This window comes from Yersinia hibernica (assembly GCF_004124235.1).
GTDB classification, from domain to species: domain Bacteria; phylum Pseudomonadota; class Gammaproteobacteria; order Enterobacterales; family Enterobacteriaceae; genus Yersinia; species Yersinia hibernica.
Genome location: NZ_CP032487.1, coordinates 3,103,975 through 3,129,520 on the forward strand (window position 1 = coordinate 3,103,975; position 25,546 = coordinate 3,129,520).

The following is a 25,546-nucleotide window of genomic DNA, read 5'->3' on the forward strand; positions in this document are numbered from 1 at the left end:
GGCAGATGCGCCCCTCATTGCCTTTTAAACACACGTCCTAAAGGCGTTACTCTTTCAGCGCAAAGACATTCAGGTTTTTGGCATTGTTTTCATCAATCAATACGCAATCCATCAGTTGTTTTTCTTCTTGCCCGGTGGCACCGGTTTTCAGATATTTATCCGCCTGAACTACCGCCATCTGGGCTTGTGCCCAGCCCGGCTGGAGCACCGTGGCTTTGATATTGCCTTTGTTAATGATGGAGTCGCGAACATAGTCACTGCCGTCAAAACCGACCACTATCACATCATTACGCCCGGCGGCTTTTAATGCCGCTTCAGCGCCTAATGCCATGGTGTCGTTGCCAGAAATCACCCCGGTGATGTCTGGATTCGCCTGCAAAATGGACTCCATGCGGTTGAAGGCTTCAGTCTGGCTCCAGTTTGCCGTCTGTTGGGCCACCATTTTCATGTCGCTATGCTCGTCAATGACATCGTGGTAACCCTGTGAGCGAACATGGGCATTGGTATCAGATTCGCGCCCCAGCAGTTCAACGTATTTGCCTTTGCCACCCATCAGCACGACAAATTTCTCAGCGCCCAGCTGCGCGCCCTGATAGTTATTAGAGACAATTTGCGACACCGCAATGCCGGTTTCATTGATTTCACGGTCAATCAGGAAGGTGGGAATTCCTGCGGCCTTGGCTTTTTTCAATGGCCCAATCGTGGCATCAGAGCCAGCGTTATCCAGAATAATCGCCTTGGCTTTACGGGCGATGGCAGTTTCCAACAGTTGGTTCTGTTTGTTCACATCATCATCATGAGAAGCTACCAGCACGGTGTATCCCAGCTCCGTCGCTTTGGCTTTGGCACCCTCGGCTTCAGCTTTAAAGAACGGGTTATCGTGAGACGGGGTGATAATGGCGATCAGGCCGTTACTGGCGGCGCCAGCAACACCCGCCATTGAGATCAATGCTGCGGTAAGACAGGATTTCAGTAGGGTATTTTTCATTATTTTTCTCCGCATTGAATATATATTCACTATTAAATTTATATTCAATGTAATAATACAAACGCCCCACGGCTTGTCCAATATGAGAACAAGGAAAGTAGAAGCCGGTCACAAATTAGTCGATTGAGTGTCAGGAAGTGCTAACTGCATTCAGTAAGCGGAATTGAAGAGGTGTTGAAGGGGAAAGGCCCATCAGGTGATGGGCTTGAGGAAAAAATATCACTCAGCGGTACAACTCAACTGCCGCCGGTGTCACTTGCAATTCATGCTGCCAATGAGTCAAGGTTAAGGTGGCCAGTTGGGCCAGCCCTTGATAAAACGGGTGCCCGGCATCAGATTGCAGTAATGCCAGATAGCGGTAAGCCCAAGGCAGTAAATGTTGCGCCAGCAAATCAGGTAACTTTTCGGGTTGATTCTCCGCCAGCCAGGCGGCCATCATCAGCATTAAACCGAATTGATCCTCCGGCTCCTCCTGCGCTAATGTCACATCCACTTGTTGCTCGGCCATCCATTGGCGCAGTTTTAGTGTGGAGTCACCAAACAGCACGTTTTCTTTATCCAGATAGACGGATCCCCATGGCGGTGCGGGCAAGGCATATGGGCCAATAAACAGCCGCTGCCAAGCTTCTTCCCGTGTTTCCTCACTGGCCGATTGCGCCAGTAAAGCGGCAATCGCCAACAATTGAGTTTCACTGCCATACGGCCATTGTGTCACCCAATCGCCACTGCTCAATTGCGCCACAATATCACGGCATGCCGGGCTGTCTGGTTCACAATAAAACAGCGCACCTAGCACTCGGCCAGTGAGCGCAATGTGTTGATAGGTAATATTGTTTTCAGCCATTAAATATTGTCCTGAATGATATTGGGATCAGATTAAACCAGCGACTGCACCAACCCGGAATGGCAAAGCGCAGTCGCCGTTTTAGTGAACAACTACCCGCCGACGGCCATACCGACCGTCATATGCAGCCCATAAAACACGCCGCGGCCAATTAATTCACCGACAATAATCAATAGCATGGCAAAAATCATCCCGAGTGTCATTGGCATGCGGCCACGGATGAGCGGGCAAATCCAGCATCCCAACCCCAGCACCAACAGCACTAAGCGCCAGACCATTAACATGCCGTAGTTAGGGATGAGTTCGGATGCTTGCTGAACCGAGCTATAAATCATCGACAAACTCGCCGCCTGCATTATGACACTGGCGATACTGATAATCAGCGCCAATACACTGATCATCGGCAGTTGCAGCATTGCTCGCCCATTAATATCAGCCAGTTGCAGGAGCAAGTAACCCAACATCGGCCCGCCGATAAACACCGTCAAGACAAAGCCCAACGGCGTGTAGAGATTATCCCAAGTCGGCACCGTATCAATGGAGTAAACCCGACACATGGCGTAGACAAATACCACACCCAGCACCATGGCGACCACCAACCAGATTTTACCCAGCATGGCGGGCATCTTACCCAAAACCGCCAGCAGCCAGTAAAAACCGGCCACTGCAAAGAACAGTGAACCGGCCGCTATCTCATTGCTCAGTGCCGATTCCCCCACCCGGTTTAATGAGTTGAATGCCCGCAGCGGCGAGCCTAAATGCAGTGTTGAGGCGATAAAGGCCAGCGCCATCAACACCCACAAGATAAACATGCTGCGGTGAACCCGCTGTTGCTGTCCGCGACTCAAATCACCCAATAGCAGTGCCAACCCCAGGACAATAAAGCCCCCGACCACGCACTGCCCCAGCACCGTAAAGACCATTAATGGCCATTCATGCCATCCCATGCCCATGTTATACCTCCTTCGGATTTGCCAGGTGACCGGTGGTATCTCTGACCGGGCGGCTGTTAGCATTTGGTTTCACGACGATATTCGGCAACGTGAAGTGAGCAGCGGGCAGTGGTGCAACTTCAGCCAATTCCCCGTATTTCTCGCGCAGTTCATCGATAGGGGCCATATCCAATGCCCGCAGTGGACAGGAATCGACACAAATCGGTTTTTTGCCCGCGGCCACTCTTTCGTAGCAGCCATCACATTTGGTCATGTGCCCCTTGGCTTCGTCATATTGCGGCGCGCCGTACGGGCAAGCCATATGGCAATAGCGGCAACCAATACAAATATCCTCATTGACCACCACAAAACCGTCATCGCGCTTATGCATCGCACCACTCGGACACACCTTAGTACAGGCGGGGTCACTACAGTGGTTACAGGCGATAGAGAGATAGTAAGCAAACACATTCTGGTGCCATGCACCATTGTCCTGCTGCCAATCCCCCCCGGCATATTCATAAATGCGCCGGAAGCTCACATCGGTTGATAAGTTTTTGAAATCCTTGCAAGCCAGCTCGCAAGTTTTACACCCCGTGCACCGGCTGGAGTCGATGTAAAAACCATATTGCGTCATCATTTAGCTCCCTATGCCTTGGTTACTTGAACGAGATTGGTATGGGATGGATTCCCTTTCGCCAATGGAGAGGGGCGCTGCGTGGTCAACACATTAATACTGCCCGCCCGGTCGATACGTTTCTCATCTGGGCTGTACCAAGCCCCTTCCCCCAGCGCCACCACTCCGGGCATCATGCGCGGAGTCACTTTGGCATTAATCTGAACTTCACCACGGCCATTAAATATCCGCACCATATCGCCATTGCTGATATTGCGCGCGCTGGCATCTATCGGGTTAATCCACATCTCCTGACGACAAGATGCTTTGAGCACATCGACATTGCCATAAGTCGAGTGGGTTCTGGCTTTGTAATGGAAGCCGGTGAGTTGCAGCGGATATGTCTGGTTAAGCGGGTCATCAAAACTCTCGAAACCCGCGGCATAGACGGGCAAGGGGTCAATAACATCATCTGGCGGCAATTCCCACGTAGCGGCGATCTGCGCCAGTTCAGCAGAGTAAATCTCGATTTTGCCCGACGGCGTGCTAAGTGGATTGGCCTCGGGATCAGCGCGGAACGCTTTATAGGCAACATGGTGGCCTTCAGGATCGCGTTTTTTGAAGATACCTTGCTCGCGGAACTCCTCAAATGACGGCAGCTCTGGAATGGCTTGCTGTGATTGCTGGTACAGGTAGCGCAGCCACTCTTCCTGAGTGCGGCCTTCGGTGAACTGCTGCTCGACCCCCATGCGCTTTGCCAATTCGGTGGTCATTTCATAGATGTTTTTGCATTCAAAACGCGGCTTGATGACCTGATCGGCAAAAATCACATACGCCATGTTGCCACTGGATGCATCCAGGCAGAAATCCATTTGCTCCGAGGCCGTACAGTCCGGCAGGATGATGTCGGCATACTTGGCTGATGAGGTCATATGGTTATCAATGACCACAATCATTTCGCATTTCTTATCATCTTGCAGAATTTCATGAGTGCGATTGATTTCCGCATGCTGATTAATCAAGCAGTTACTGGCGTAGTTCCAGATAAACTTGATGGGCACATCCAGCTTATCTTTGCCGCGAACACCATCGCGGGTGGCGGTCATTTCCGGGCCGCGCTCAATGGCATCAGTCCACAAGAACATCGAAATACTGGTTTTAACTGGGTTTTCCAAGGTTGGCATGCGGACAAACGGCAGGCCATAGGAACCTTCGCGAGCACCTGAGTTGCCGCCATTAATGCCAACATTGCCAGTCAGGATTGCCAGCATCGCAATAGCACGGCTGGTATTCTCGCCGTTCGAATGGCGCTGTGGCCCCCAGCCTTGAGCAATGTAAGCCGGTTTAACCGAACCTATTTCGCGCCCCAGCTTGATGATTTTTGCCGCCGGAATACCAGTAATAGCAGCCGCCCACTGTGGCGTTTTGGCGGTTTTATCTGCCCCCTGGCCTAAAATATAGGCTTTGTAGTGACCATTTTTTGGCGCGCCTGCTGGCAGGGTTTTTTCGTCATAACCAATGCAATATTTATCGAGGAATGGCTTATCCACCAGATTCTCGGTGATCATCACATAAGCCAATGCCGAGGCTAGCGCAGCATCAGTACCCGGGCGCAGCGGGATCCATTCATCCTCCCGGCCTGCGGCGGTGTCTGTATAGCGAGGGTCAATCACAATCATCTTAGCATTGGATTTCTCCCGCGCCTGCTCCAGATAATAAGTGACGCCACCGCCGCTCATCCGGGTTTCGCCGGGGTTATTGCCAAACAACACCACCAGTTTGCTGTTTTCAATATCTGACGGGCTATTGCCATCAGCCCAGCCGCCATAGGTGTAATTCAAGCCCGCGGCAATTTGTGCGGTGCTGTAATCACCATAATGATTGAGGTAACCACCACAGCAATTCATCAACCGCGCCAATAAGGTGGAACCCGGCGGCCAGGAGCGGGTCATGGTGCCGCCCAAAGTGCCTGTGCCGTAATTCAAATAGATGGCTTCGTTACCATATTCCTTGATGATGTGTTGCATGCTGGCGGCAATGGTATCAAAAGCCTCTTCCCATGAGATGCGCTTGAACTTGCCCTCACCACGAGCACCAACGCGTTTCATCGGGTATTTCAATCGGTCGGGGTTATACACCCGGCGGCGCATGGAGCGGCCGCGTAAACAAGCACGCACCTGATGCAAACCATCAAAATGGTCGTCACCGGTATTGTCAGTCTCGACATATTTAATTTCGCCATCAACCACATGCATGCGTAATGGGCAGCGGCTACCGCAGTTAACGGTACAAGCACTCCAGATGACTTTGCCGTCGTTGGCGGGGTTTATAGCAGATTGAACCGCTCGCGCGGTACGGGAAAACGGCAGCGAGAGCGCCCCAGTTGCCACGGCCAGGCCGCCGATCAGTGTGGTTTGAACGAGTTTTCGGCGTGTGACTTCAGCCGTTAACAGTCGGGATTCGTTGGTCTCTTTCATAAGATTCCCACTTGGTTGCATTCCAGAAAATGGAGAACATCACATTGGATGACATCCGATTAATTCAAAAAAATGAGTAATTCAGCGGGAAGGGGAAGTTGAGGTGGGCGCGAGGCCCAATAACAGCAGTTGTTATAGTTAGGATAATAAATATACCGTCCCGCCCAGTAACCCTACCTCTTTTGGTCAAAACGAGAGTTGTTTGGTATCAATAAAGTCATAGGATTAAAATCGCCCCATGACTTTATGGTGGATTTGTGACAAGTAACCACTTTGTTTAGCAGGCTATCCATCATCTGCGCATCAAGAAATGCTACTGCTGAGACTGGCCGTAATAAGCTTTAGCGCCATGTTTACGCAGATAATGTTTATCCAGCAGAGTCTGCTGCATGGCGGCCACCGCCGGTGCCAGCTGGTGAGTAAAGAGATTCATATAGGCTATTTCCTCCAGCACCACCGCATTATGCACCGCATTGTCAGCATTGCTGCCCCAGGCAAATGGGCCATGGCCATTGACCAACACCGCCGGAATTTGTGCCGCACTCAAGGCAAGATTGGCAAAAGTTTCGACAATGACATTGCCCGTTTCATATTCATAATCCCCGGTAATTTCCTTATCGGTCATCAGGCGGGTGCATGGAATAGGGCCATAGAAATAGTCGGCATGGGTTGTGCCTAATGCCGAGAGTGACTTACCGGCTTGTGCCCAGATGGTGGCATGACGTGAATGAGTGTGAACAATGCCGCCAAGCTCCGGGAATGCGCGGTATAGCACCAGATGAGTGTCCGTATCAGAAGAGGGCTTTTTATTGCCCTCCACTACTTTACCTGTGGCCAAATCCACCACCACCATGTCATTAACACTCATCACATCATATTCAACGCCGGAGGGTTTAATCACCACCAATCCGTGCTCGCGATCAATTCCACTGACATTTCCCCAAGTAAACGTCACGAGCTTATATTTTGGTAACGCTAAATTAGCGTCAAAAACCTGTTGTTTTAACTGTTCTAACATGATGCCACCTCATGAAATAATATTCAGCACGGCAATTAACCATCAGAAAAGTTGATATCATGAGGATTAAATAACCGCACTTGAACACACAACTCGTTATAAAGAGTTGTCATTGGCAATTGAGCTTATGAATCAGAGAAGTTATTAATTAAAAAAATAATTAACTGAAACATTTCACTCAACGCCATTATTTGCCGGGAGTTCATATATTCCAAATATAATACCCGGCGGCAAACTAACCTAACCTTATTGATGGCTAAATTAAAGCGGATGGCGGCTAGCTTATTAGCAAACAGAAGGATTCAATCATACTCAGGCAAGTTCGGGCATTTCCACAATGCCCGAACTTGTGTTTTTATTACCAGTATTGACCATCAGCAAGACAAATAAGCCTTTTATGTTAGATGTAAGTCACACTTACTGTGAAACAACAAGCAAGGTAAAATAAATAAATGCGACATTATTCACATTAAGTCAGCGAGAAATCCCCCTTAAAGCAATACTTGAATTCAGTCACTGTATAAACAGCAGATAAATACCAATATAGCAGCATGAATGTTATAGGTGCTTTTTAGCTTTAAGCACGAAGACAACTGCTGAGGTAAGCATGTTACAAGCCGAACGTTATAAAATCATTTGTAACCATGTGCAGCAGCACGGCTCAGCGCTAGTGACGGAATTATCTGTCTTATGCCAAGTCTCGCAAGAAACTATTCGCCGCGACCTGACAGTGCTGGAAAAAAAGCAAAAACTGATCCGCAGCTTTGGGGGCGCGGTGGCGCTGGATGGCCCTGACCTTTCCGTCATTGATGTCACCGAGACCCACTACAGCCTTAATGCTATTGACCGGGCCGAATCTTTCCGTAAACGTACGGAGGAACATCCTGATATTAAAATGAAAATTGCTAAAGCGGCACTACAATTTATTCATCCGGGTGACTGTATTTTACTGGATAACAGTAGCTCTTGCTGGTTTTTGGCGCGGCAAATACCGGACATTGAAATTACCGTCGTTACTAATTCAGTGAAGATTATTCAGGCCTTGGCCTGCCGTGATAAAGTTCGGATTATTGGCATCGGCGGTGAATACTCGGCACGCCATGATGATTTCCATGGCCCTGTAGCAGAAAATGCCATACGCAACTTCCAGATAAATACTTTTTTCTTCTCTTGTCAGGGGATTAATCAGGAAAGTGGGGTGCGCGATGGAAACGACATTAACGCGAAATTAAAGCAAGTTATGTTGCAAGTCTCGGGGCAAAAAATATTACTGGCGGACTCCAGTAAATTTGACCAGTACGCATTTTGTAAAATATGCATGTTAGATGACGTCGATATTCTTATTACCAACCGATTAAGCTCGCAAAATTATCGAAGCGACAATCCAAAATTAAATATCATTGAATCAGATAAGTAACAAAATTATTCATCGGAATAATAGCGTCAACACCAGAGAAATAGTCACACAATAAGAATAAGCCAAGTTGCCTTATATATATTCAATATAAGGCTGGATGTCTTGATGCTTACCAATGGTTCTTTCAGAGGATTTAATAATGAAAAAGTTAATCTTACCTTGTTTAATAACCGCATTATTTGCTTCCCATTCAGCTTGGGCTGATGACAGTAAAGTGCCACAAAAAGCCAATAAGCCGTTCACGATGGGCGTTGTGGTCAAAGTGGGCGGGATCCCGTGGTTTAATGTGATGGAACAAGGCATTAAAGAAGAGGGTCAAGCTTTGGGTGTCAATGCTTGGCAGGTCGGGCCAACCACCGCCGACCCAGCGGAGCAAGTCCGTGCAATTGAAGACTTAATTGCCAAAAAAGTCGATGTCATTGGTGTTGTTCCAAATGATGCCAAAGTGCTGGAGCCGGTGCTGAAACGCGCTCAGGAAGCAGGCATTAAAGTCATTACTCATGAATCACCAGGCCAAATCAATGCTGACTGGGATTTTGAATTGCTCGACACCCAAAGCATGGGCGCTAACCATATGAAAGATATGGCGCAATGCATGGGTGAAGAAGGCAAATATGCCATGTTTGTTGGCAGCCTGACCGTGCCATTAGTCAATGAGTGGGCGGATGCCGCTATTGCTTACCAAAAAGCACATTATCCGAAAATGGTGCTGGTTGAAGACCGTTTCGGTGTGGCTGAGTCAGTCGATGATTCCATGCGTACAGCCAATGACTTGCTATCTAAACATAAAGATCTGAAAGGGATTATGTCATTCGGCTCACAAGGCCCGATTGGCGCAGGCCGTGCCATTGATAAACGCAAGAAAAATGACACCACTTGCGTGTTCGGTACCTTCACTCCAGGCCAGGGTATCAAACTGTTAGAAAAAGGCGCTATTGATGGTGGCTATATTTCCAACCCAATGGTGGCCGGTAAGGTCTTCGTGCAAGTCGCCACCGCCATGATGAACGGCGAACCAATTAAAGATGGTGTCAAGCTGGGTGATATGGGTGAAATCAAAACTAAGGGGAATACCATCCTCAGTGATAACCCGGAAAAACTGGACATTGAAAACACCAAACGTCTGGTCAAACTTGGTTTGTAAACCAAGCCCTATCTAGCCAGTATCGCCGGGTACTGACCTGCCCGGCTCTTATTTCGGCCCGTGGTCTTAAGGCCGTTTTCCGGGGAACTGCACGATGACTTATATTTCTGATGCTGATAAAGAAGTGCCGCTTATTACGCTGAAACAGCTCTCAAAAAGCTTTGGCGGACATCAGGCACTTAAAAATATCACTCTGACGTTGAATAAAGGCGAAGTGCACTGTTTGGCCGGAGCCAATGGCTGCGGCAAAAGTACGCTAATAAAGACCATCAGTGGCGTGTATGCCCCTGATGACGGCAGTGAAATTATTATCGACGACAAATCACACTCGCGGTTAACCCCAGATCGCGCCCGCGATTTAGGCGTGCAGGTTATCTATCAAGACTTGTCGCTGTTCCCTAACTTGACGGTTGCGGAAAATATTGCCTTTGAATACAACCTGAAAGGTTATTTTGGTTGGTTCAGCAAGACCAAAATCAAGCAGAAAGCCGGTCAGATTTTACAAGAACTGGCATTTACCATCGACCCTGACGCGCTGGTACAAAACCTCCCTATTGCGCAACGCCAGCAAGTCGCCATCTGCCGCGCGCTGGTCGCCGATGCCCGCTTGGTGATTATGGATGAGCCAACCGCATCTTTGACACGAACAGAAGTAAATCAGTTGCTGCGCACAGTCAATTATCTGCGCGACAAGAACATCACCGTGGTGTTTGTCAGCCATCGGCTGGATGAAGTGAAAGAGATTTCAGACCGCATTACCGTCATTCGTGATGGGGAGAAAGTCGGCACCTGGCCGGCGAGTGAACTTTCCGTGGGGCGAATTACCGAGCTAATGACCGGTTTAACCATCACCCACCAACAGAAATTACCGAATGCCGAACAGGGCAAAGTGGTCTTGCAGCTCGCTAACCTCAGCCGCAAAGGGCAGTTTGAGAATATTTCCTTTAGTCTGCATCGCGGCGAAGTTTTGGGGCTGTGTGGTTTGCTCGGCTCCGGGCGAACTGAACTGGCCTTGAGTCTGTTTGGCATCACCCATCCTGATAGTGGTGAAATTGCTATTGATGGCAACCGCGTTCACCTCAAAAATAATACCCGCGCCATTGAACTGGGTATCGGCTATGTCTCGGAAGACCGCCTGACTCTGGGCGCGGTGCTGCCACAATCGGTCGCCGACAATATGATGCTGTCGATCTTGCAGCGTATCCGCACCCCGCTCTATCTCATTGATGAGGCTAAGAAAGAGGCTCTGGTGCAAGAGTGGGTAAAAGATTTAGACATTAAAGTCACCCACCCGGATAACCCGCTGTCGACCTTATCTGGCGGGAATCAACAAAAAGTGGTGCTGGCGAAATGGATTCTGACCAAGCCGAAAGTCTTGATTCTTGACTCCCCGACGGTGGGGGTGGATATCGGCGCGAAAGACAGTATTTATAAACTGATTCACCGCCTGTCTGGGGTCGGTATCTCGGTGCTGCTTATCTCCGATGAAGTGCCGGAAGCCTATTATAACTGTGACCGTATCCTGCATATGAAACAGGGGCGCATCGTCAATGAATTGATCCCAAATCAAATAACTGAACAACAGCTTGCGGAGGCTATCAATGCCTAATATCAGCAGACTCAAACCGCAATCCGTTGAAGGGTGGCTGGCCTGGGTTATCGTCATTATGCTGGCCCTGTTCTCCCTGCTTAGCAGTGAGTTTCTCTCCATCCAAAACTTATTAGACCTGACTGAAAGTTATGCTGTTACCGGCGTTTTTGCCTTGGGGCTTTTTGTGGTGCTGGTCACCGGCGGTATTGATATCTCCTTTGCTGCCGTGGCCTCGGTGGTGCAATACGTGGTGGCATCCTTGCTACTCAATGATGTGATTGCCAGCCCAGTCTTGTGCCTGGTCATCGCCATCTCCATCGGCATATTGCTCGGGTTTGTTAATGCGGTACTGATTTACTACCTGAATATTGTTTCCATCATTATCACCATAAGTATGCAATCGCTGCTGTTTGGCCTGCTGATGTGGATAACCAATGGCCACAGCATTTATGACTTACCGGACTGGTGGATAACCCAACGCGCCATTCTGCCCTTTACCTTTAACGGCGAGAGTTACCAGATTGGCTTGCCACTGGTCATTATGCTCACCATCGCCCTGCTCACCTGGCTACTGCTGAATAAAACCCATATTGGCCGTCAATTATATGCCGTCGGCGGTAGCCCGGAATCGGCGCGCCGCATCGGTATCCGCGTGTCACTGCTTTACCTGTTTGCTTATGGCTATTTAGGGGCAGCCGCTGCCATCGGCGGCATGTTACAAACTTACCGAATGAGTGAAGTGGTGCCAAGCGCGCTGGTGGGTGGCGAATTGGATGTTCTGGCCGCGGCGGTCTTAGGTGGGGCCAGTTTATCAGGGGGGCGTGGCTCGGTGATTGGCACACTGATGGGCGTCTTCCTGATTGGTATCCTGAAAAATGGCCTCAACCTGATCGGCGTTTCCAGTTACTTCGTCAACATTGTGATTGGCATGGTTATCATCGCCGCCATTTGCGTCACCCATTACAAAAAACGTAAAGAAACTGATGTTGGCTTTGTCTGACAGGGGCATGTTATGAAAAAGAATACGTTTTTCCATATTGACGGCACCATCGCTGGCCTACTGAGCATTTGCGCACTGGCAACACTGGCATTCAGTTTGGCGATGCCCGGCCGCTTCTTTAGCGAAAATACTTTTTTAAGTATCGCATTCCAGCTGCCAGAGCTGGGGCTGCTGACCTTCGCGATGTTTGTGCCGATGCTCAGCGGCGGGCTAAATCTGTCCATCATCGGCACCGCTAACCTCACTGGGCTGTTTATGGCTTGGCTGCTTATCCAATATGTTCCGGCAGATGCCAGCAGCGCAACACAGCTGATGTGGCTGACCATCGCCCTGCTGGGGGCCGCAATGATTGCCGTCATTATCGGAACATTGACCGGACTGATGATTACCCGCATCGGCGCGCATCCGATTCTGGTGACATTAGGCAGCATGACCATCATCAGCGGTATTGGGGTTTATCTGACCAAAGGGGCCGCACTCAGCGGTATGCCGCCGATTGTCCGCAGCATGGGCTCCGAGGTGGTGATGGGCATTCCTATCCCAATGATTATTTTCATCATCGCCTCACTCGTCTTGGCACTGTTACTTGGCAAAACCCGGCTGGGTAAAACCATCTATATGTGCGGCAGCAACATCAACGCCACTTGGTTCAGCGGCATCCGCACTGACCGCGTGATGATTGCCATCTACTCCATCTCCAGCCTGTTATGTGTGCTGGCGGGCCTGATTATGATGTCGCGTTTTAACTCAGCGCGCATGGGGTATGGCGACTCTTATCTGTTACTGACCGTGTTGGCTATTGTGCTCGGCGGCACCAACCCGTTCGGCGGTGTTGGCAAAGTCAGCCATGTGTTTTGTGCGCTGCTGGTGTTGCAGGTCATCGCCACCGGCCTGAGTCTACTGGGCGTCAGTTTGCATTTTAATCTGGCGGTCTGGGGTATCACACTTATCTTCGCACTGGCCTTTAAATTCTTTAAAGAGAAATGGAAAGCGCAACGCGCCATGAAAAATAACAGATTGAAAAACTTCAGTAAGATTGCAATAGGGAAAACAGAATAATGCGAATTCACCCATTAGGAATCTATGAAAAGGCGCTGCCTGCGGGCACCAGTTGGGTTGAAAAGCTGGCGCTAGCAAAATCCTGCGGTTTCGATTTTGTCGAGATGTCGGTTGATGAAAGTGACGAGCGGCTGGCGCGGCTAAATTGGAGTGGTGAGGAGCGCATGGCTATTATCACCGCCATCCAACAAACCGGGGTGAGGATCCCAACACTTTGTTTGTCGGCACATCGCCGCTATCCGTTTGGCAGCCGTGATGCCCAGACCCGTGAGCATGCGCGTCATATTATGTTGCAGGCTATTCGTTTGGCGCAAGACCTTGGTATCCGCACCATTCAACTGGCGGGTTATGATGTTTATTACGAGCCACAAGACAGCGAAACCATCAGCCGCTTTGAAGAGGGCATGGCGTGGGCAGCCCAACAAGCCGCGGCCGCCCAAGTGATGTGCGCGGTAGAAATCATGGATACCCAGTTTATGAACTCCATCAGCAAGTGGAAGGCGCTGGACAGTAAAATTGGCTCGCCATGGTTTACCGTGTATCCCGACATTGGCAACCTCACTGCCTGGGGCAATGAGGTCGATACTGAACTGGCCAGTGGCATTGACCGAATTGCCGCCATCCATCTAAAAGATACTTTTGCTGTCACCGCAGATTGCCCGGGGCAATTTCGTGATGTACCTTTCGGCGAAGGCTGTGTCGACTTTGTTAATCTGTTTAAAACCTTGCGGCGTCTGAATTATCGCGGCACCTTCTTGATTGAGATGTGGACGGAGAAATCCGCCGAGCCGTTGCTAGAAATTATCCACGCCCGCCACTGGATTGAAGACAAAATGCGCCTGGCGGGCTGGGGTCACGATGCTTTACCGGCGACGAGCTAAGGAGCCATCATGAGCCACTATTTTCTCGGCATTGATCTTGGCGGCACAGTCACCAAAGCCGGGGTTTACACCGCCACGGGCGGCGAGATTGCGGTGACAGAACAGGCTCTACCGGTGCTTAGCCCACAAGCCGGGTTTTGTGAGCGCAATATGGCGGAGTTGTGGGTGGCGACTTGCCAGGTTATCCGCCAAACACTGCGCGATGCACAAACCGTGGCTGGCATCTCGGCTGAAAATATTCACGGCGTCAGTTTCTCCGCTCACGGCAAAGGGCTGTATTTGGTGGATAAACAAGGCCAGCCGGTGCGCCATGGCATTGTTTCCTCCGATTCGCGGGCGCAAGCTTTAGTGAGCCACTGGCAACAAGCGGGCAAAGCTAATCAGGCTTATCAGCTCAGCCTGCAACAACTGTGGCCATCACACCCAGCAGCGCTGCTGCATTGGCTCAAGGAAAACGAGCCAGAAAACTATCAGCGCAGCGGTTATGTGCTAATGGCGCATGATTATATCCGCTACCGCCTAACGGGTGAGTTCACCACCGAAGAAACTAATATCTCTGGCAGCAATCTTTATAATCAATACAGCGGCAATTTTGACTCGCAATTGATGAAAATCTTTGCCATTGAAGAAGTTGCTGAGAAAACTGCGCCGATTATCGGCTCGGCGGATTTGGCCGGATATGTCAGCCAACAGGCGGCGCAAGATTGCGGCTTAAAAAGCGGGACGCCGGTATTTGGCGGCATGTTTGATGTGGTCGGTGCGGCATTAACCTCTGGCTTACATGACAGCCACCAGCTCAGTGCCGTGGCCGGAACTTGGTCAATCGCCACCCGGGTCTTCGCCGGGGTTCAGCCCTCCGACTACCCTTATGTATGGGGGAAATATTGCATCCCCAACAGCTATTTCGTCCACGAAGGCAGCCCCACTTCCGCCAGTAATCTGGCCTGGTTTGTGAAGCAATTTTTGCCAAATGTGCCAAACAGCTATCAGACGCTGAATCAATGGGCCGAATTAGGTTATGAAAAGTCAGAGGATATTCTGTTTTTCCCGTGGCTGTATGGCTCCAATCACAGTGCCAATCTCAGCGGTGGCCTGTTAGGACTCAGTGGGCACCACACGATTCAAGATATTGTTTACGCGATTTATCAGGGAATTGTCTTTTCACATCTGTTGCATCAGGACAAAATTCTGGCGCTGGGGGATAACACTGACTGCATTCGCTTTACCGGTGGCCCAACGCATTCCGCCATCTGGATGCAAATGTTTTGTGATGCCAGTAACTTACCATTGGAAATTGTTGATATTCAGCAATCTGGCTGCCGGGCTGCGGCCCTGTGTGCCGCGGTAGGCAGCCACTATTACTCTGGTTTTGCACAAGCTATCGCCGCCAGCCCACCGCCCATCACTCGCCTACTGCCCAATGCTGAAAAACATCAGATACTCCGCGCGCGTTTCGCCAAATTTAAGCGCATTGCCGAGGCCTTAAGTTCGGTGCTGTAGCCGCACAATATTCAGAATTTCGCGGTAAAACTCCCCTAGATAGCAGAGCTATCTGCTGGCGGTCGGCCAGTGTCCCATCATCATGCTGCCAGAGCCATCGATAAGTACGGAAAATGAGATCCACCCTTTATAAAGAGGGTGGAGCCGTCGCTTAGCGCTGACAATTTATAGTAAGATCATGACCAAAGTCATAGACCCCGTTTTTTGGGGCATTGCTAAAAATAGACCGGCTTAGTTCTGCTAATGATTGTTTCTGTTATCGAACGCTTTCGCTAACTGATGTTGAATGTGAGAAAAATATGTCAAACAAACCGTTCCACTATCAGGATCCCTTCCCGCTCAAGGAAGACGATACTGAGTATTACCTTGTCAGTAATAATCATGTCTCGGTTGCACAGTTTGAAGGCCACGACATGCTCAAAGTCGAGCCAGAAGCCCTGACTCTCCTCGCCCAACATGCTTTCCACGACGCCTCATTTTTGCTCCGCCCCGCTCACCAAAAACAAGTTGCCGCGATTTTGGATGACCCACAAGCGAGCGAAAATGACCAATATGTTGCTCTGCAATTCCTGCGCAATTCAGAGATCTCGGCCAAAGGGATTTTACCGACCTGCCAGGATACCGGCACCGCCATTATCGTCGGGAAAAAAGGCCAACGTGTCTGGACTGGCGGTAATGATGCCCAAGCGCTTTCCCGTGGCGTGTATAACACTTTTATTGAAGATAACCTGCGCTACTCGCAAAACGCGGCGTTGGACATGTACAAAGAAGTGAATACCGGCACCAACCTGCCCGCACAAATCGACCTGTACAGCACTGAGGGCGAGGATTACAAATTCCTGTTTGTCACCAAAGGCGGCGGCTCCGCGAATAAAACCTATCTGTATCAGGAAACCAAAGCGCTGTTGTCTCCGGGCAAGTTGAAAGACTATCTGGTTGAGAAAATGCGCAGCTTAGGAACAGCGGCCTGCCCGCCATACCATATCGCCTTTGTTATCGGCGGCACCTCGGCTGAAAGCACCCTGAAAACCGTCAAGCTGGCTTCAACCAAATATTACGATGGTTTGCCAACACAGGGGAATGAGCACGGCCAAGCATTCCGCGACATTCAACTGGAGCAAGAATTGCTGGCAGCCGCGCAGGATTTAGGTCTGGGCGCGCAATTTGGCGGCAAATACTTTGCTCATGATGTGCGGGTGGTGCGGCTGCCGCGCCATGGCGCATCCTGCCCGGTCGGCATGGGGGTATCTTGCTCCGCCGACCGCAATATCAAAGGCAAAATTAACCGCCAAGGTATCTGGCTGGAAAAACTGGAGCAAAATCCAGGCAAATATATTCCTGAGCATTTGCGCCACAGCACTGAGGGCAAAGTGGTTAAAATCGACCTTAACCGCCCAATGCCGGAGATTCTAGCAGAGCTGTCGCAGTATCCGGTTTCGACCCGCTTATCATTAACCGGCACGATTATTGTTGGCCGTGATATTGCCCATGCCAAATTAAAAGAGCGGCTGGACAATGGCGAGGGTTTGCCGCAATACATTAAAGACCACCCCATCTACTATGCAGGGCCGGCCAAAACCCCAGAAGGTTATGCTTCGGGTTCACTTGGCCCAACCACTGCCGGGCGCATGGACTCGTATGTCGACCTGCTGCAATCCCATGGCGGCAGCATGATAATGCTAGCAAAAGGTAACCGCAGCCAACAAGTGACAGATGCCTGTCACAAGCACGGCGGCTTCTATTTAGGCAGCATCGGCGGCCCAGCCGCAGTTTTGGCGCAAAACAGCATTAAGAGTCTGGAATGTGTGGAATATCCTGAATTAGGGATGGAAGCCATCTGGAAAATTGAAGTGGAAGACTTCCCGGCCTTTATCTTGGTGGATGATAAAGGTAATGATTTCTTCCAACAGATTCAGGCCTCGAAATGTAACCGCTGCGGTTAACATCAAAAATCCAGCCTCGGTGGTGGCGCCGGGGTTGGATTCATGAAAGATAAAAAACTGACTAAAAAGCAGACAAGCATTGGAATAATTTTCAAGCACCCTACTGGTGCAATTTATTAACCTGCACCGCCATACTTCGCCGGCTCCGCGACAACAATCCCCCAGCTTTATCATTACTCACCCGCAGTTAGCACTCACGGCCCTGGATGGGATTCATGAGCCATTTTTGTGCAACACAAAGCCCTGATTTAGTGCAACAGTTTTCAATTTTACTATTTGATTTTTATTGAAAATTCTTCGTTGACAACCACGCGAAATGCTTTTTATAGTGACCCTGACTTCTCCGCAAGAACGCCAACGTTGTCGGCTTGTGGTTATGGCAATAGAGCCCTCGCAATGTCATCTGACTTTGCCGGGCTTTTTTTTTGGCTTTTTTTCAGACCCACATTTTTTAACCAATGCCAGGGGTATTTACTTATGTCTAGAATAAAATGGTCCAGAATAAAATGTCATCACGCCGCACTCTCAATCGCGATGGCCGCAGCCTTTGCTGTGACCTACTCAGGAATGGCCACGGCGGCAGAAAAACCGGTAAAAATTGGTTTATTGGAAGATGCATCCGGTAACTTTGCCTTACCGGTTATCCCCAAAATTCATGCCACAGAACTGGCGGTAGAAGAAATTAATGCCAAAGGCGGCATACTCGGACGCCAAATCGAATTGGTCAAATACGATACGCAATCCGATAACACCCGCTTTCAACAAATGGCGCGCCGCTTAATTAAAAATGACAAAGTGGATGTGATATTCGGGGCATTCTCCAGTGCTTCGCGTGAAGCTATTCGCCCGATAATGGATCGCGAAAAACAGCTTTATTGGTATAACAATCAGTATGAAGGCGGAGTATGTGACTCCAATGTTTTCGTCACCGGCGCAGTGCCAGAGCAGCAATTCTCAACTTTGATCCCGTGGATGATGGAGAAATACGGCAAAAAAGTTTACACCATTGCCGCTGACTATAATTTTGGGCAAATCTCTGCCGAATGGGTGCGCAAAATTGTTGAAGAGAATGGCGGCACCATGGTCGGTGAAGAGTTTATCCCACTGAGTGTGTCGCAATTTGGCCAAACCATTCAAAACATTCAGAAAGCCAAACCTGACTTCGTGATGACCTTGCTGGTTGGGGCGAACCAATCCTCCTATTATGAGCAGCAAGCAGCGGCAAAACTGAATTTGCCGATGGGCAGTTCTGTTAATGTCGGCCAAGCTTATGAGCATAAACGTTTTAAAGCCCCAGCACTGAAAGACATGTATATCACGGCTAACTACATTGAAGAGGTGGATAGCCCGGCCAGTAATGATTTCAAACAACGTTTCCACGCCAAATTCCCGGACGAGCCTTACATTAATCAGGAAGCCGCCAATGCCTACGACGCGGTTTACCTCTACAAAGCCGCAGTTGAGAAAGCGGGCAGCACTGAGATGGATGCCGTACGTAAGTCACTGGAAAGTGGCGATATCTGTACTGACGGCCCATCAGGAAAAGTCTGTATCGATCCGAAAAGCCATCATTTAAGCCACACCATTTATCTGGCTCACGTCAAAGACGACCACTCCATTGAAATCCCTAAAGTCTGGGCGGACATCAAGCCGTATTGGTTAGGTGAAGCTGGCTGTAACTTGCCGGTGAAACCGGATAACAGCCAATACACCCCATCATCTCCGCCGAAAAAAGCCTAAATCTGGCTTCTTTGTAGGGAAGTGACCGTCAGTGGCGGGCTTCCCTGTGTTCTCCATTTTCAATGGTGTCATTCAGGACACCGGGGATTGCCAAACGATGTTAACGCTATCCTTTCTTTATTCGGTGATTTATCAGTTTGGCGATAACTTCGCCTATCTGGTGCTGGCAGCACTGGGGCTGGCGGTTATTTTTGGCATGATGGGCGTGATTAATCTGGCACATGGCGAATTCATTATGTGTGGGGCTTACGTCACCATTCTGATGAATAAAGCGGGCCTGCCGCTGCCCTTTGCCATGCTGGCCGGCACCTTGGCTGCGGCGTTCTTTGGCGGGGTAGTCGAGCGCCTGGTGGTGCGCCATCTCTATGGCCGATTGTATGACTCAGTGGTCGCAACCTGGGCTATCAGCCTGATTGTACAGCAAAGTATGCTGCTGATTGCCGGCCCCTCATTAGAGGGGTTGTCAACGCCGTTCGGCTCTTTCACCCTCGGTGAATACTCCTTTGCCACTTATCGCGCGTTGCTGCCCTTCTTCGCCATTGCCATCTTAATGGTGCTCTATTGGTTGTTTTTCCACACCAATTACGGCGTCTGCGCCAGGGCCACCATCCAAAACGCCCGCATGGCCTCCTGCCTGGGGTTAGAAACGGGCCGTATTTATACACTGACATTCGCACTGGGTGCGGGGCTGGCCGGGCTGGCGGGAGCAATTTATGCCCCAACACTGACCGCCGTTCCCACCATGGGCAGCAGCTTTATTGTGCAAGCCTTTGTTTCGGTTGTGGTTGGTGGCGCAAATGTGCTGGTTGGCACCATTCCTGCAGCGATTGCCTTAGGCGCGATACAGACCGGGCTGAATTCCTGGTATGGGCAACTGGCCGGGCAAATTGGTTTACTGGTCACCGCAGTGTTGGTTATCCGCTTATTACCCAACGGGGTTGGCAGCCTATTTACCCGTAACCGCTAGGAGCTGAATGTGACTACGAATTCTTTTCATTTATCGACGGCAAAGCACCGCTCGCCGTTCACTACTCGGCGGATGGCACTGCTTATTCTGGTGGGTGCACTGGCGCTGCCGTTAGTGGTTGATAGTGCCATGATAGGCGATTTCTCCTACTTCCTGCTGTGGACTTTCTGTGCCATCGGGCTGGCCGCAATGTGGGGGCATGGCGGTATTTTATCTTTCGGCCAAACCGCGTTCTTTGGTCTTGCCGGTTATACCTACGGCGTGATGACGCTGAATTTTGGCGACGGTGTGCTCGCCACCTGGTCAGGCCTCGTCATGGCATTGTTGGTGGCCGCAGCCGTGGCCGCCGCTCTGGGCTATTTGATGTTTTACGGCGGGGTAACCGGCATTTTTATCGGCATTGTGACCCTGTCTTTCACTCTAGTCTTGGAAACCTTTATGTCACAAACTGCAGGCCCGCAGTGGGCTATCGGTAGCGCGCGACTGAATGGTTTTAATGGCATGTCAGGCATGCCGCCCCTCTCCCTGCCATGGTTTGACGGCGAGTTACTGACACTGGAGGGCAATGCATTCTATTACCTGATTATCTTGTTACTTGCCGGGGTCTATTGGGGGGTGCGGCGGTTATTGCGCTCTAATTTTGGCCTGACGCTGGCCTCTATTCGTGAGAACCCGCGCCGGGCAGAAATGCTTGGGATTGATATTCGCCGCTACCAATTACTGGTGTTTGTGCTCGGTGGCGTGCTCTCCGGGCTATCCGGCGCGCTATATACCCTGTGGGGGTCTTACATTACGCCATCGTCCATGGGGCTGACTGCCGCAGCCATGCCGGTTATCTGGGTGGCAACCGCCGGGCGTAAGAATATTTTCGGCACGGTGGTCATCACCGCCCTGTTGGTGTGGTTATCCCAATGGTTGGCGATTTATGGCAGTGAATACGCCATGATTTTACTCGGTGCCATTCTGCTGTTTGTGGTGCTGGCCGCACCCAATGGCTTATTACCTTGGCTGGCCGAGAAAATCACCCGCTGGTCTGCCCCCCGCCTGAAAAAAGGGGAATCGCTATGAATCAGCTAGCACCAGAGTTGATCCTCGAAACCCGTGGCCTGAGTAAGCGCTTTGGTGGCATTCAGGTTATCAATCAAGTTGATTTACAAATACGTCGCGGTGAAGTGCGTTGTGTCATTGGCCCGAATGGCGCGGGGAAAAGCACTTTTTTCAAATTGCTGACCGGTGAACACATTCCCAGTGATGGGGATATTCGTTTCTTCAATCGCCGGCTGAATACCTTAGCCCCCTTCCAGCGCATTCGAATGGGCATGAGCATTAAGTTCCAGATCCCCGGCATCTTCCCTGAACTGACGGTGGAACAACATTTGCAATTATCACTCAGCCATTTACGCCCTGAAGTTCGCGCGCAAGCAGTCAGTGTCGATGAGCTATTAGAGCGCTTTAAACTCACCACGGAATACCACCAGCTGGCCGGTAATTTGTCTCACGGTAAAAAACAGTGGCTGGAAATTGCCATGGCGGTGTCACTCCAGCCAACTTTACTGATGCTCGATGAACCGGTGGCGGGCTTATCTATCGATGAAACCTATCTCACTGGCGAGTTGATTAAGCAGATGCAAAGTGACGGCCTGACACTGATGGTGGTGGAGCACGACATGACATTCGTGCGCCAGATTGCCTCGCAGGTCACCGTCCTCCATGGCGGGCAGGTTTTTGCTGACGGTAATGCAGCTGAAGTGCTGGCGCGCGAGGATGTGGCGGATATCTATTTGGGGAAAGCGGTATGAATAACGTGGTGTTACAAATAGAGGCGCTGACCGGCGGTTATGGCGGCGGACAAGTGCTCAATGGCGTCACCCTGCAACTGCATGCAGCCGAGGTCTTGGGCCTGATTGGCCGCAATGGGGTGGGGAAAACCACACTGATGCGCGCCTTAATGGGTGCCGTGCCCGCCAAACAGGGCCGCATTATTTTAGCTGATGACATTGATATCACCCAGGCCACACCGCAGCGCCGTGCTCGCCTGGGTATTGGCTATGTGCCGCAAGGGCGCGAAGTGTTCGCCGGTTTGACTGTAGCGGAGAATCTGCAAGTGGGAATGCAGTTTGTCCGTGAACACCGTGAGTTTGCTAAAGACCTGTTAGAGCGGGTGCTCGACTACTTCCCCATTTTGCGCCAAAGACTCAAACAAAAAGCCGGCACCATGAGTGGTGGCGAACAACAGCAATTGGCTATCGCCAGAGCATTGGTCGGCTCCCCCAAAGTCTTGCTGCTCGATGAGCCCTCCGAGGGGGTTCAGCCCTCTATCGTCAATATCATCGCCGACACATTAGTGCGAATTGCGCGCGAGCTACATGTGGCGGTGATTTTGGTCGAACAGGATATCGCGATGATCCAGCGGGCTGCACAACGTTGTGCGGTGATGGATAAAGGTCAAGTGGTAGAAACCCTGTCACAACAACAACTTTCTGATGATCTTTTAATGCGCCGTCATCTGGCTCTGTAACCAAATGCCCTTATTACGTGGAGAATTACTAATGAAATGGCTAGAAGAATCAATCATGGTCAAACGCGGTGTCGGTGCGGGACGTAAACCGGTGACTCACCATTTGACGGAAGAAATGCAGAAAGAATTCCACTACACCATCGGCCCCTACTCGACGCCAGTGCTGACCATTGAGCCCGGTGACCGAGTCATTGTGGATACGCGCGATGCCTTTGAAGGGGCGATTAACTCCGAGCAAGATATCCCAAGCCAACTGCTCAAAATGCCGTTTCTCAACCCACAAAATGGCCCAATCATGGTCAACGGAGCCGAGAAAGGGGATGTGATTGCGGTCTACATTGAATCCATGCTGCCACGTGGTGTTAATCCGCACGGTATCTGCGCCATGATCCCGCACTTTGGCGGGCTAACCGGCACAGATTTGACCGCCATGCTCAATGACCCGCTGCCAGAAAAAGTGCGCATGATTAAGCTCGACAGTGAAAAGGTCTACTGGAGCGAGCGCCATACCCTGCCCTACAAGCCGCACATTGGCACCTTAAGTGTGTCACCGGAAATTGACTCCATCAATTCACTGACTCCGGATAATCACGGCGGGAATATGGATGTGCCAGATATCGGGCCGGGCAGTATTACCTATCTGCCGGTGCGCGCCCCTGGTGGCCGTTTATTTATTGGCGACGCCCATGCTTGCCAAGGGGATGGAGAGATTTGCGGCACCGCGGTGGAGTTTGCCTCAATAACCACCATCAAAGTGGATTTGATTAAAAACTGGCAGCTCTCCTGGCCGCGCATGGAGAATGCCGAAACCATCATGAGTATCGGCAGCGCCCGCCCCTTAGAGGATGCCACCCGCATTGCTTATCGTGACCTAATTTACTGGTTAGTAGCCGATTTTGGCTTCGAGCAATGGGATGCTTACATGCTGCTCAGTCAATGCGGCAAAGTGCGGTTGGGTAACATGGTCGACCCTAAATACACCGTCGGCGCGATGCTTAATAAAGCGCTATTGGCACCATAATTCCTACCCCGGTGTAAGCCGGGGCCTTTTTCACGTTTGCTCAATCGCCATTTAAACTGACATAAGCAGGTGCATATGGGTTCAGAGACACCGGTCAATATTGGCTTGCTGTACTCCTTCAGTGGTGTCACAGCGGCCCAAGAACTATCGCAATGGCGCGGTGCGACACAGGCTATTGCCGAAATTAACCAACATGGCGGCATCAATGGCAGGCCACTAAAAGCAATTCATTTTGACCCACAATCTGACGATGCACAGTTCCGCGCCCTCGCCGAGCAATTAATCGTCGAGCACGAGGTGAATGTGATTTTTGGCGGCTATACCTCCAGCAGCCGCAAAGCAATGTCACCGGTGGTAGAAAAATATCGTCGGCTGCTGTTCTATTCGCAACTGTATGAAGGATTTGAGTTTTCCGAGAATATTTTCTATGGCGGCGCGGCTCCCAACCAGAACTGTGTGCAATTGGCCGACTATCTGAGCGGGCAGTTTGGCGCGCGGGTCTATTTGATTGGCTCGCGCTATATTTACCCCTACGAATGTAATCGCAATATGCAGGAGTTAATTCTGCAACGCCATGACGGCGCAGTGATTGGCGAGCGCTATCTGGATCTGAATGCGCCTTATGAGGCTTTTTTGCCCATCATCGAGGAGATAGCCAAAAAGCAGCCCGATTTCATCTTCAGCACCGTGGTCGGGCAGACCGTTCCTTTCTTATATCAAGCTTACCAAGCTGCGGGATTAGACCCTAGCCGCATGCCTATTGGCAGCCTGAATACATCAGAAACTGAGATTGCCATTATGGGGGCCGAAGCCGCACAAGGCCATTTCAGCTCTGCCCCCTACTTCCAAAGCATTTGCACGAAAGCGAATCAATCAGCGCTCAAGCAATTCCATCAACAATTCGGGCCAGAATTCACCACGGATATGAATTGGGAAGCCACTTACAGCCAAGTGCATCTCTTCGCTAAAGCCATGGCCGAGTGTGGCAGTGACCACATCTATCCGCTGTCTGCCGCACTGCGCGGGAGCCAATTTGATGCCCCACAAGGTCGCATTCGTATTGACCCGCTGAATCAACACACTGGCTTATATCCGCGCATTGGTGTGGCGAATGAAAATGGGCAATTTACCATCGTGCAAGAGTCGCGCCGTATTGTTGAACCCGACCCCTATATGACCAACCAGATTCAGGGCGATTGGGTGACGAAACTCACGACAGTGGGGTATCCGCATGCGACCTAGCGACAGCAGAATCAGTGCGACAGCCTTATTACTCAGCCGCGGGATCCGCTGTGTGGTATTACACCCCGATGACGAAGACGGCGAGACACTCACGAATCATTTACGCCGCATGGGGTTTAAGGTGCAAGCCTTCTGGCCCATCCCTGAGCAGCTGCCCGCAGATACTGACCTGATTTTCTATGCATTACAGTCAGATAACCCCGAGCCGGACGTGTCATGGCTCGACCACCATAAGCATGCCCTGATAGCGGTAATTGCTTATGAAAACCCAACATTTATTGATCAAGCCCTCAATATGGGGGCCGGAAGCACCATCACCACCCCGATTCGAGCCTCTGGTTTACTGTCAGCCATGGTGCTTGCTTTGCATCATGCCCAACAGCAGCGGCAGATGAGCGCCCAGATTGAACGGCTGGAAAAAAAAGTGCTGGGGATCCGCCAAGTCAGTGAAGCCAAAGCCATCCTGATGCGGATGCACAGTATTGGTGAAGAACAAGCTTATGAAATCCTGCGCCATCAGGCCATGGATAAACGCATTACCGTCGAAGAGATCTCATGCTCATTAATTCAGGCCAATGATATTTTTTCCTGGACGACACCCGGCGCGGCCAACAGCCGAAAGAATTGAGTTTAAATTGCCCGGTATTT

At 50.6% G+C, this 25,546-nt stretch carries 22 protein-coding genes; 16 read left to right on the plus strand and 6 right to left on the minus strand.

Annotated elements, in window-relative coordinates:
* Positions 1-46: 46 nt before the first annotated feature.
* From D5F51_RS14675 to D5F51_RS14700, 6 genes are all read right to left on the minus strand, one after another.
* Complete coding sequence (locus D5F51_RS14675) at positions 47-988, minus strand: D-ribose ABC transporter substrate-binding protein (RefSeq protein WP_025379354.1); 942 nt, start codon at positions 986-988, stop codon at positions 47-49.
* Positions 989-1,211: 223 nt separating this feature from the next.
* A complete protein-coding gene (dmsD, locus tag D5F51_RS14680; RefSeq protein ID WP_129197543.1) occupies positions 1,212-1,832 on the minus strand; it encodes a Tat proofreading chaperone DmsD in 621 nt (206 codons plus the stop codon).
* Between the two features lie 92 nt (positions 1,833-1,924).
* Complete coding sequence (locus D5F51_RS14685) at positions 1,925-2,785, minus strand: dimethyl sulfoxide reductase anchor subunit family protein (RefSeq protein ID WP_025379356.1); 861 nt, start codon at positions 2,783-2,785, stop codon at positions 1,925-1,927.
* A 1-nt stretch (position 2,786) separates the two neighbouring features.
* The gene (locus tag D5F51_RS14690; protein WP_032819231.1) at positions 2,787-3,404 is read right to left on the minus strand and encodes a DMSO/selenate family reductase complex B subunit; all 618 of its coding nucleotides are present in this window, start codon (positions 3,402-3,404) and stop codon (positions 2,787-2,789) included.
* 8 nt (positions 3,405-3,412) lie between these two features.
* Entirely contained in the window at positions 3,413-5,857 is a 2,445-nt protein-coding gene (gene dmsA / locus D5F51_RS14695) for a dimethylsulfoxide reductase subunit A (protein WP_129197545.1), read from the minus strand.
* A gap of 313 nt (positions 5,858-6,170) precedes the next feature.
* Positions 6,171-6,875, minus strand: a complete 705-nt coding sequence (locus D5F51_RS14700) for an L-ribulose-5-phosphate 4-epimerase (RefSeq protein ID WP_129197547.1) — start codon at positions 6,873-6,875, stop codon at positions 6,171-6,173.
* 607 nt (positions 6,876-7,482) lie between these two features.
* Between D5F51_RS14700 and D5F51_RS14705 the strand changes: the two genes are divergently transcribed.
* The 16 genes from D5F51_RS14705 to D5F51_RS14780 all read left to right on the plus strand — a co-directional run bounded on the left by D5F51_RS14705 (position 7,483) and on the right by D5F51_RS14780 (position 25,526).
* The gene (locus tag D5F51_RS14705; protein ID WP_087768532.1) at positions 7,483-8,292 is read left to right on the plus strand and encodes a DeoR/GlpR family DNA-binding transcription regulator; all 810 of its coding nucleotides are present in this window, start codon (positions 7,483-7,485) and stop codon (positions 8,290-8,292) included.
* A 139-nt stretch (positions 8,293-8,431) separates the two neighbouring features.
* Complete coding sequence (locus D5F51_RS14710; RefSeq protein ID WP_087768531.1) at positions 8,432-9,436, plus strand: substrate-binding domain-containing protein; 1,005 nt, start codon at positions 8,432-8,434, stop codon at positions 9,434-9,436.
* Positions 9,437-9,530: 94 nt separating this feature from the next.
* Positions 9,531-11,045, plus strand: a complete 1,515-nt coding sequence (locus D5F51_RS14715; protein ID WP_025379361.1) for a sugar ABC transporter ATP-binding protein — start codon at positions 9,531-9,533, stop codon at positions 11,043-11,045.
* Positions 11,038-12,027 carry an ABC transporter permease gene (locus tag D5F51_RS14720; protein WP_129197549.1) on the plus strand — a complete coding sequence of 330 codons (990 nt, stop codon included), beginning with the start codon at positions 11,038-11,040 and terminating at the stop codon, positions 12,025-12,027. Before D5F51_RS14715 ends, D5F51_RS14720 begins: the two co-directional genes overlap by 8 nt.
* A 12-nt stretch (positions 12,028-12,039) precedes the next feature.
* Positions 12,040-13,086: an ABC transporter permease gene (locus tag D5F51_RS14725; RefSeq protein ID WP_129197551.1), complete on the plus strand. Its 1,047-nt coding sequence runs from the start codon at positions 12,040-12,042 to the stop codon at positions 13,084-13,086.
* Complete coding sequence (locus tag D5F51_RS14730) at positions 13,086-13,967, plus strand: L-ribulose-5-phosphate 3-epimerase (protein ID WP_129197553.1); 882 nt, start codon at positions 13,086-13,088, stop codon at positions 13,965-13,967. The genes D5F51_RS14725 and D5F51_RS14730 overlap by 1 nt, the downstream gene beginning before the upstream one ends.
* A gap of 9 nt (positions 13,968-13,976) precedes the next feature.
* Positions 13,977-15,467 (plus strand): FGGY-family carbohydrate kinase, encoded by a 1,491-nt coding sequence (locus D5F51_RS14735; protein WP_129197555.1) that lies wholly within the window; start codon positions 13,977-13,979, stop codon positions 15,465-15,467.
* A gap of 299 nt (positions 15,468-15,766) precedes the next feature.
* Positions 15,767-17,410: a class I fumarate hydratase FumA gene (fumA, locus tag D5F51_RS14740; RefSeq protein ID WP_025379365.1), complete on the plus strand. Its 1,644-nt coding sequence runs from the start codon at positions 15,767-15,769 to the stop codon at positions 17,408-17,410.
* Between the two features lie 534 nt (positions 17,411-17,944).
* On the plus strand, positions 17,945-19,150 hold the full coding sequence (locus D5F51_RS14745) for an urea ABC transporter substrate-binding protein (RefSeq protein WP_087768529.1): 1,206 nt from the start codon (positions 17,945-17,947) through the stop codon (positions 19,148-19,150).
* Positions 19,151-19,247: 97 nt separating this feature from the next.
* Positions 19,248-20,117 (plus strand): ABC transporter permease subunit, encoded by an 870-nt coding sequence (locus D5F51_RS14750; RefSeq protein WP_025379367.1) that lies wholly within the window; start codon positions 19,248-19,250, stop codon positions 20,115-20,117.
* 9 nt (positions 20,118-20,126) lie between these two features.
* A complete protein-coding gene (locus D5F51_RS14755; RefSeq protein ID WP_025379368.1) occupies positions 20,127-21,185 on the plus strand; it encodes an ABC transporter permease subunit in 1,059 nt (352 codons plus the stop codon).
* Positions 21,182-21,916, plus strand: coding sequence for an ABC transporter ATP-binding protein (locus tag D5F51_RS14760; protein WP_025379369.1), 735 nt, complete (start codon positions 21,182-21,184; stop codon positions 21,914-21,916). Before D5F51_RS14755 ends, D5F51_RS14760 begins: the two co-directional genes overlap by 4 nt.
* Positions 21,913-22,635 carry an ABC transporter ATP-binding protein gene (locus tag D5F51_RS14765; protein ID WP_025379370.1) on the plus strand — a complete coding sequence of 241 codons (723 nt, stop codon included), beginning with the start codon at positions 21,913-21,915 and terminating at the stop codon, positions 22,633-22,635. The genes D5F51_RS14760 and D5F51_RS14765 overlap by 4 nt, the downstream gene beginning before the upstream one ends.
* Positions 22,636-22,666: 31 nt before the next feature.
* On the plus strand, positions 22,667-23,656 hold the full coding sequence (locus D5F51_RS14770) for an acetamidase/formamidase family protein (protein ID WP_025379371.1): 990 nt from the start codon (positions 22,667-22,669) through the stop codon (positions 23,654-23,656).
* A 75-nt stretch (positions 23,657-23,731) separates the two neighbouring features.
* Positions 23,732-24,898, plus strand: coding sequence for a transporter substrate-binding domain-containing protein (locus D5F51_RS14775; RefSeq protein ID WP_129197558.1), 1,167 nt, complete (start codon positions 23,732-23,734; stop codon positions 24,896-24,898).
* Complete coding sequence (locus tag D5F51_RS14780) at positions 24,888-25,526, plus strand: ANTAR domain-containing response regulator (RefSeq protein ID WP_025379373.1); 639 nt, start codon at positions 24,888-24,890, stop codon at positions 25,524-25,526. The genes D5F51_RS14775 and D5F51_RS14780 overlap by 11 nt, the downstream gene beginning before the upstream one ends.
* The last annotated feature ends 20 nt before the right edge of the window (positions 25,527-25,546 follow it).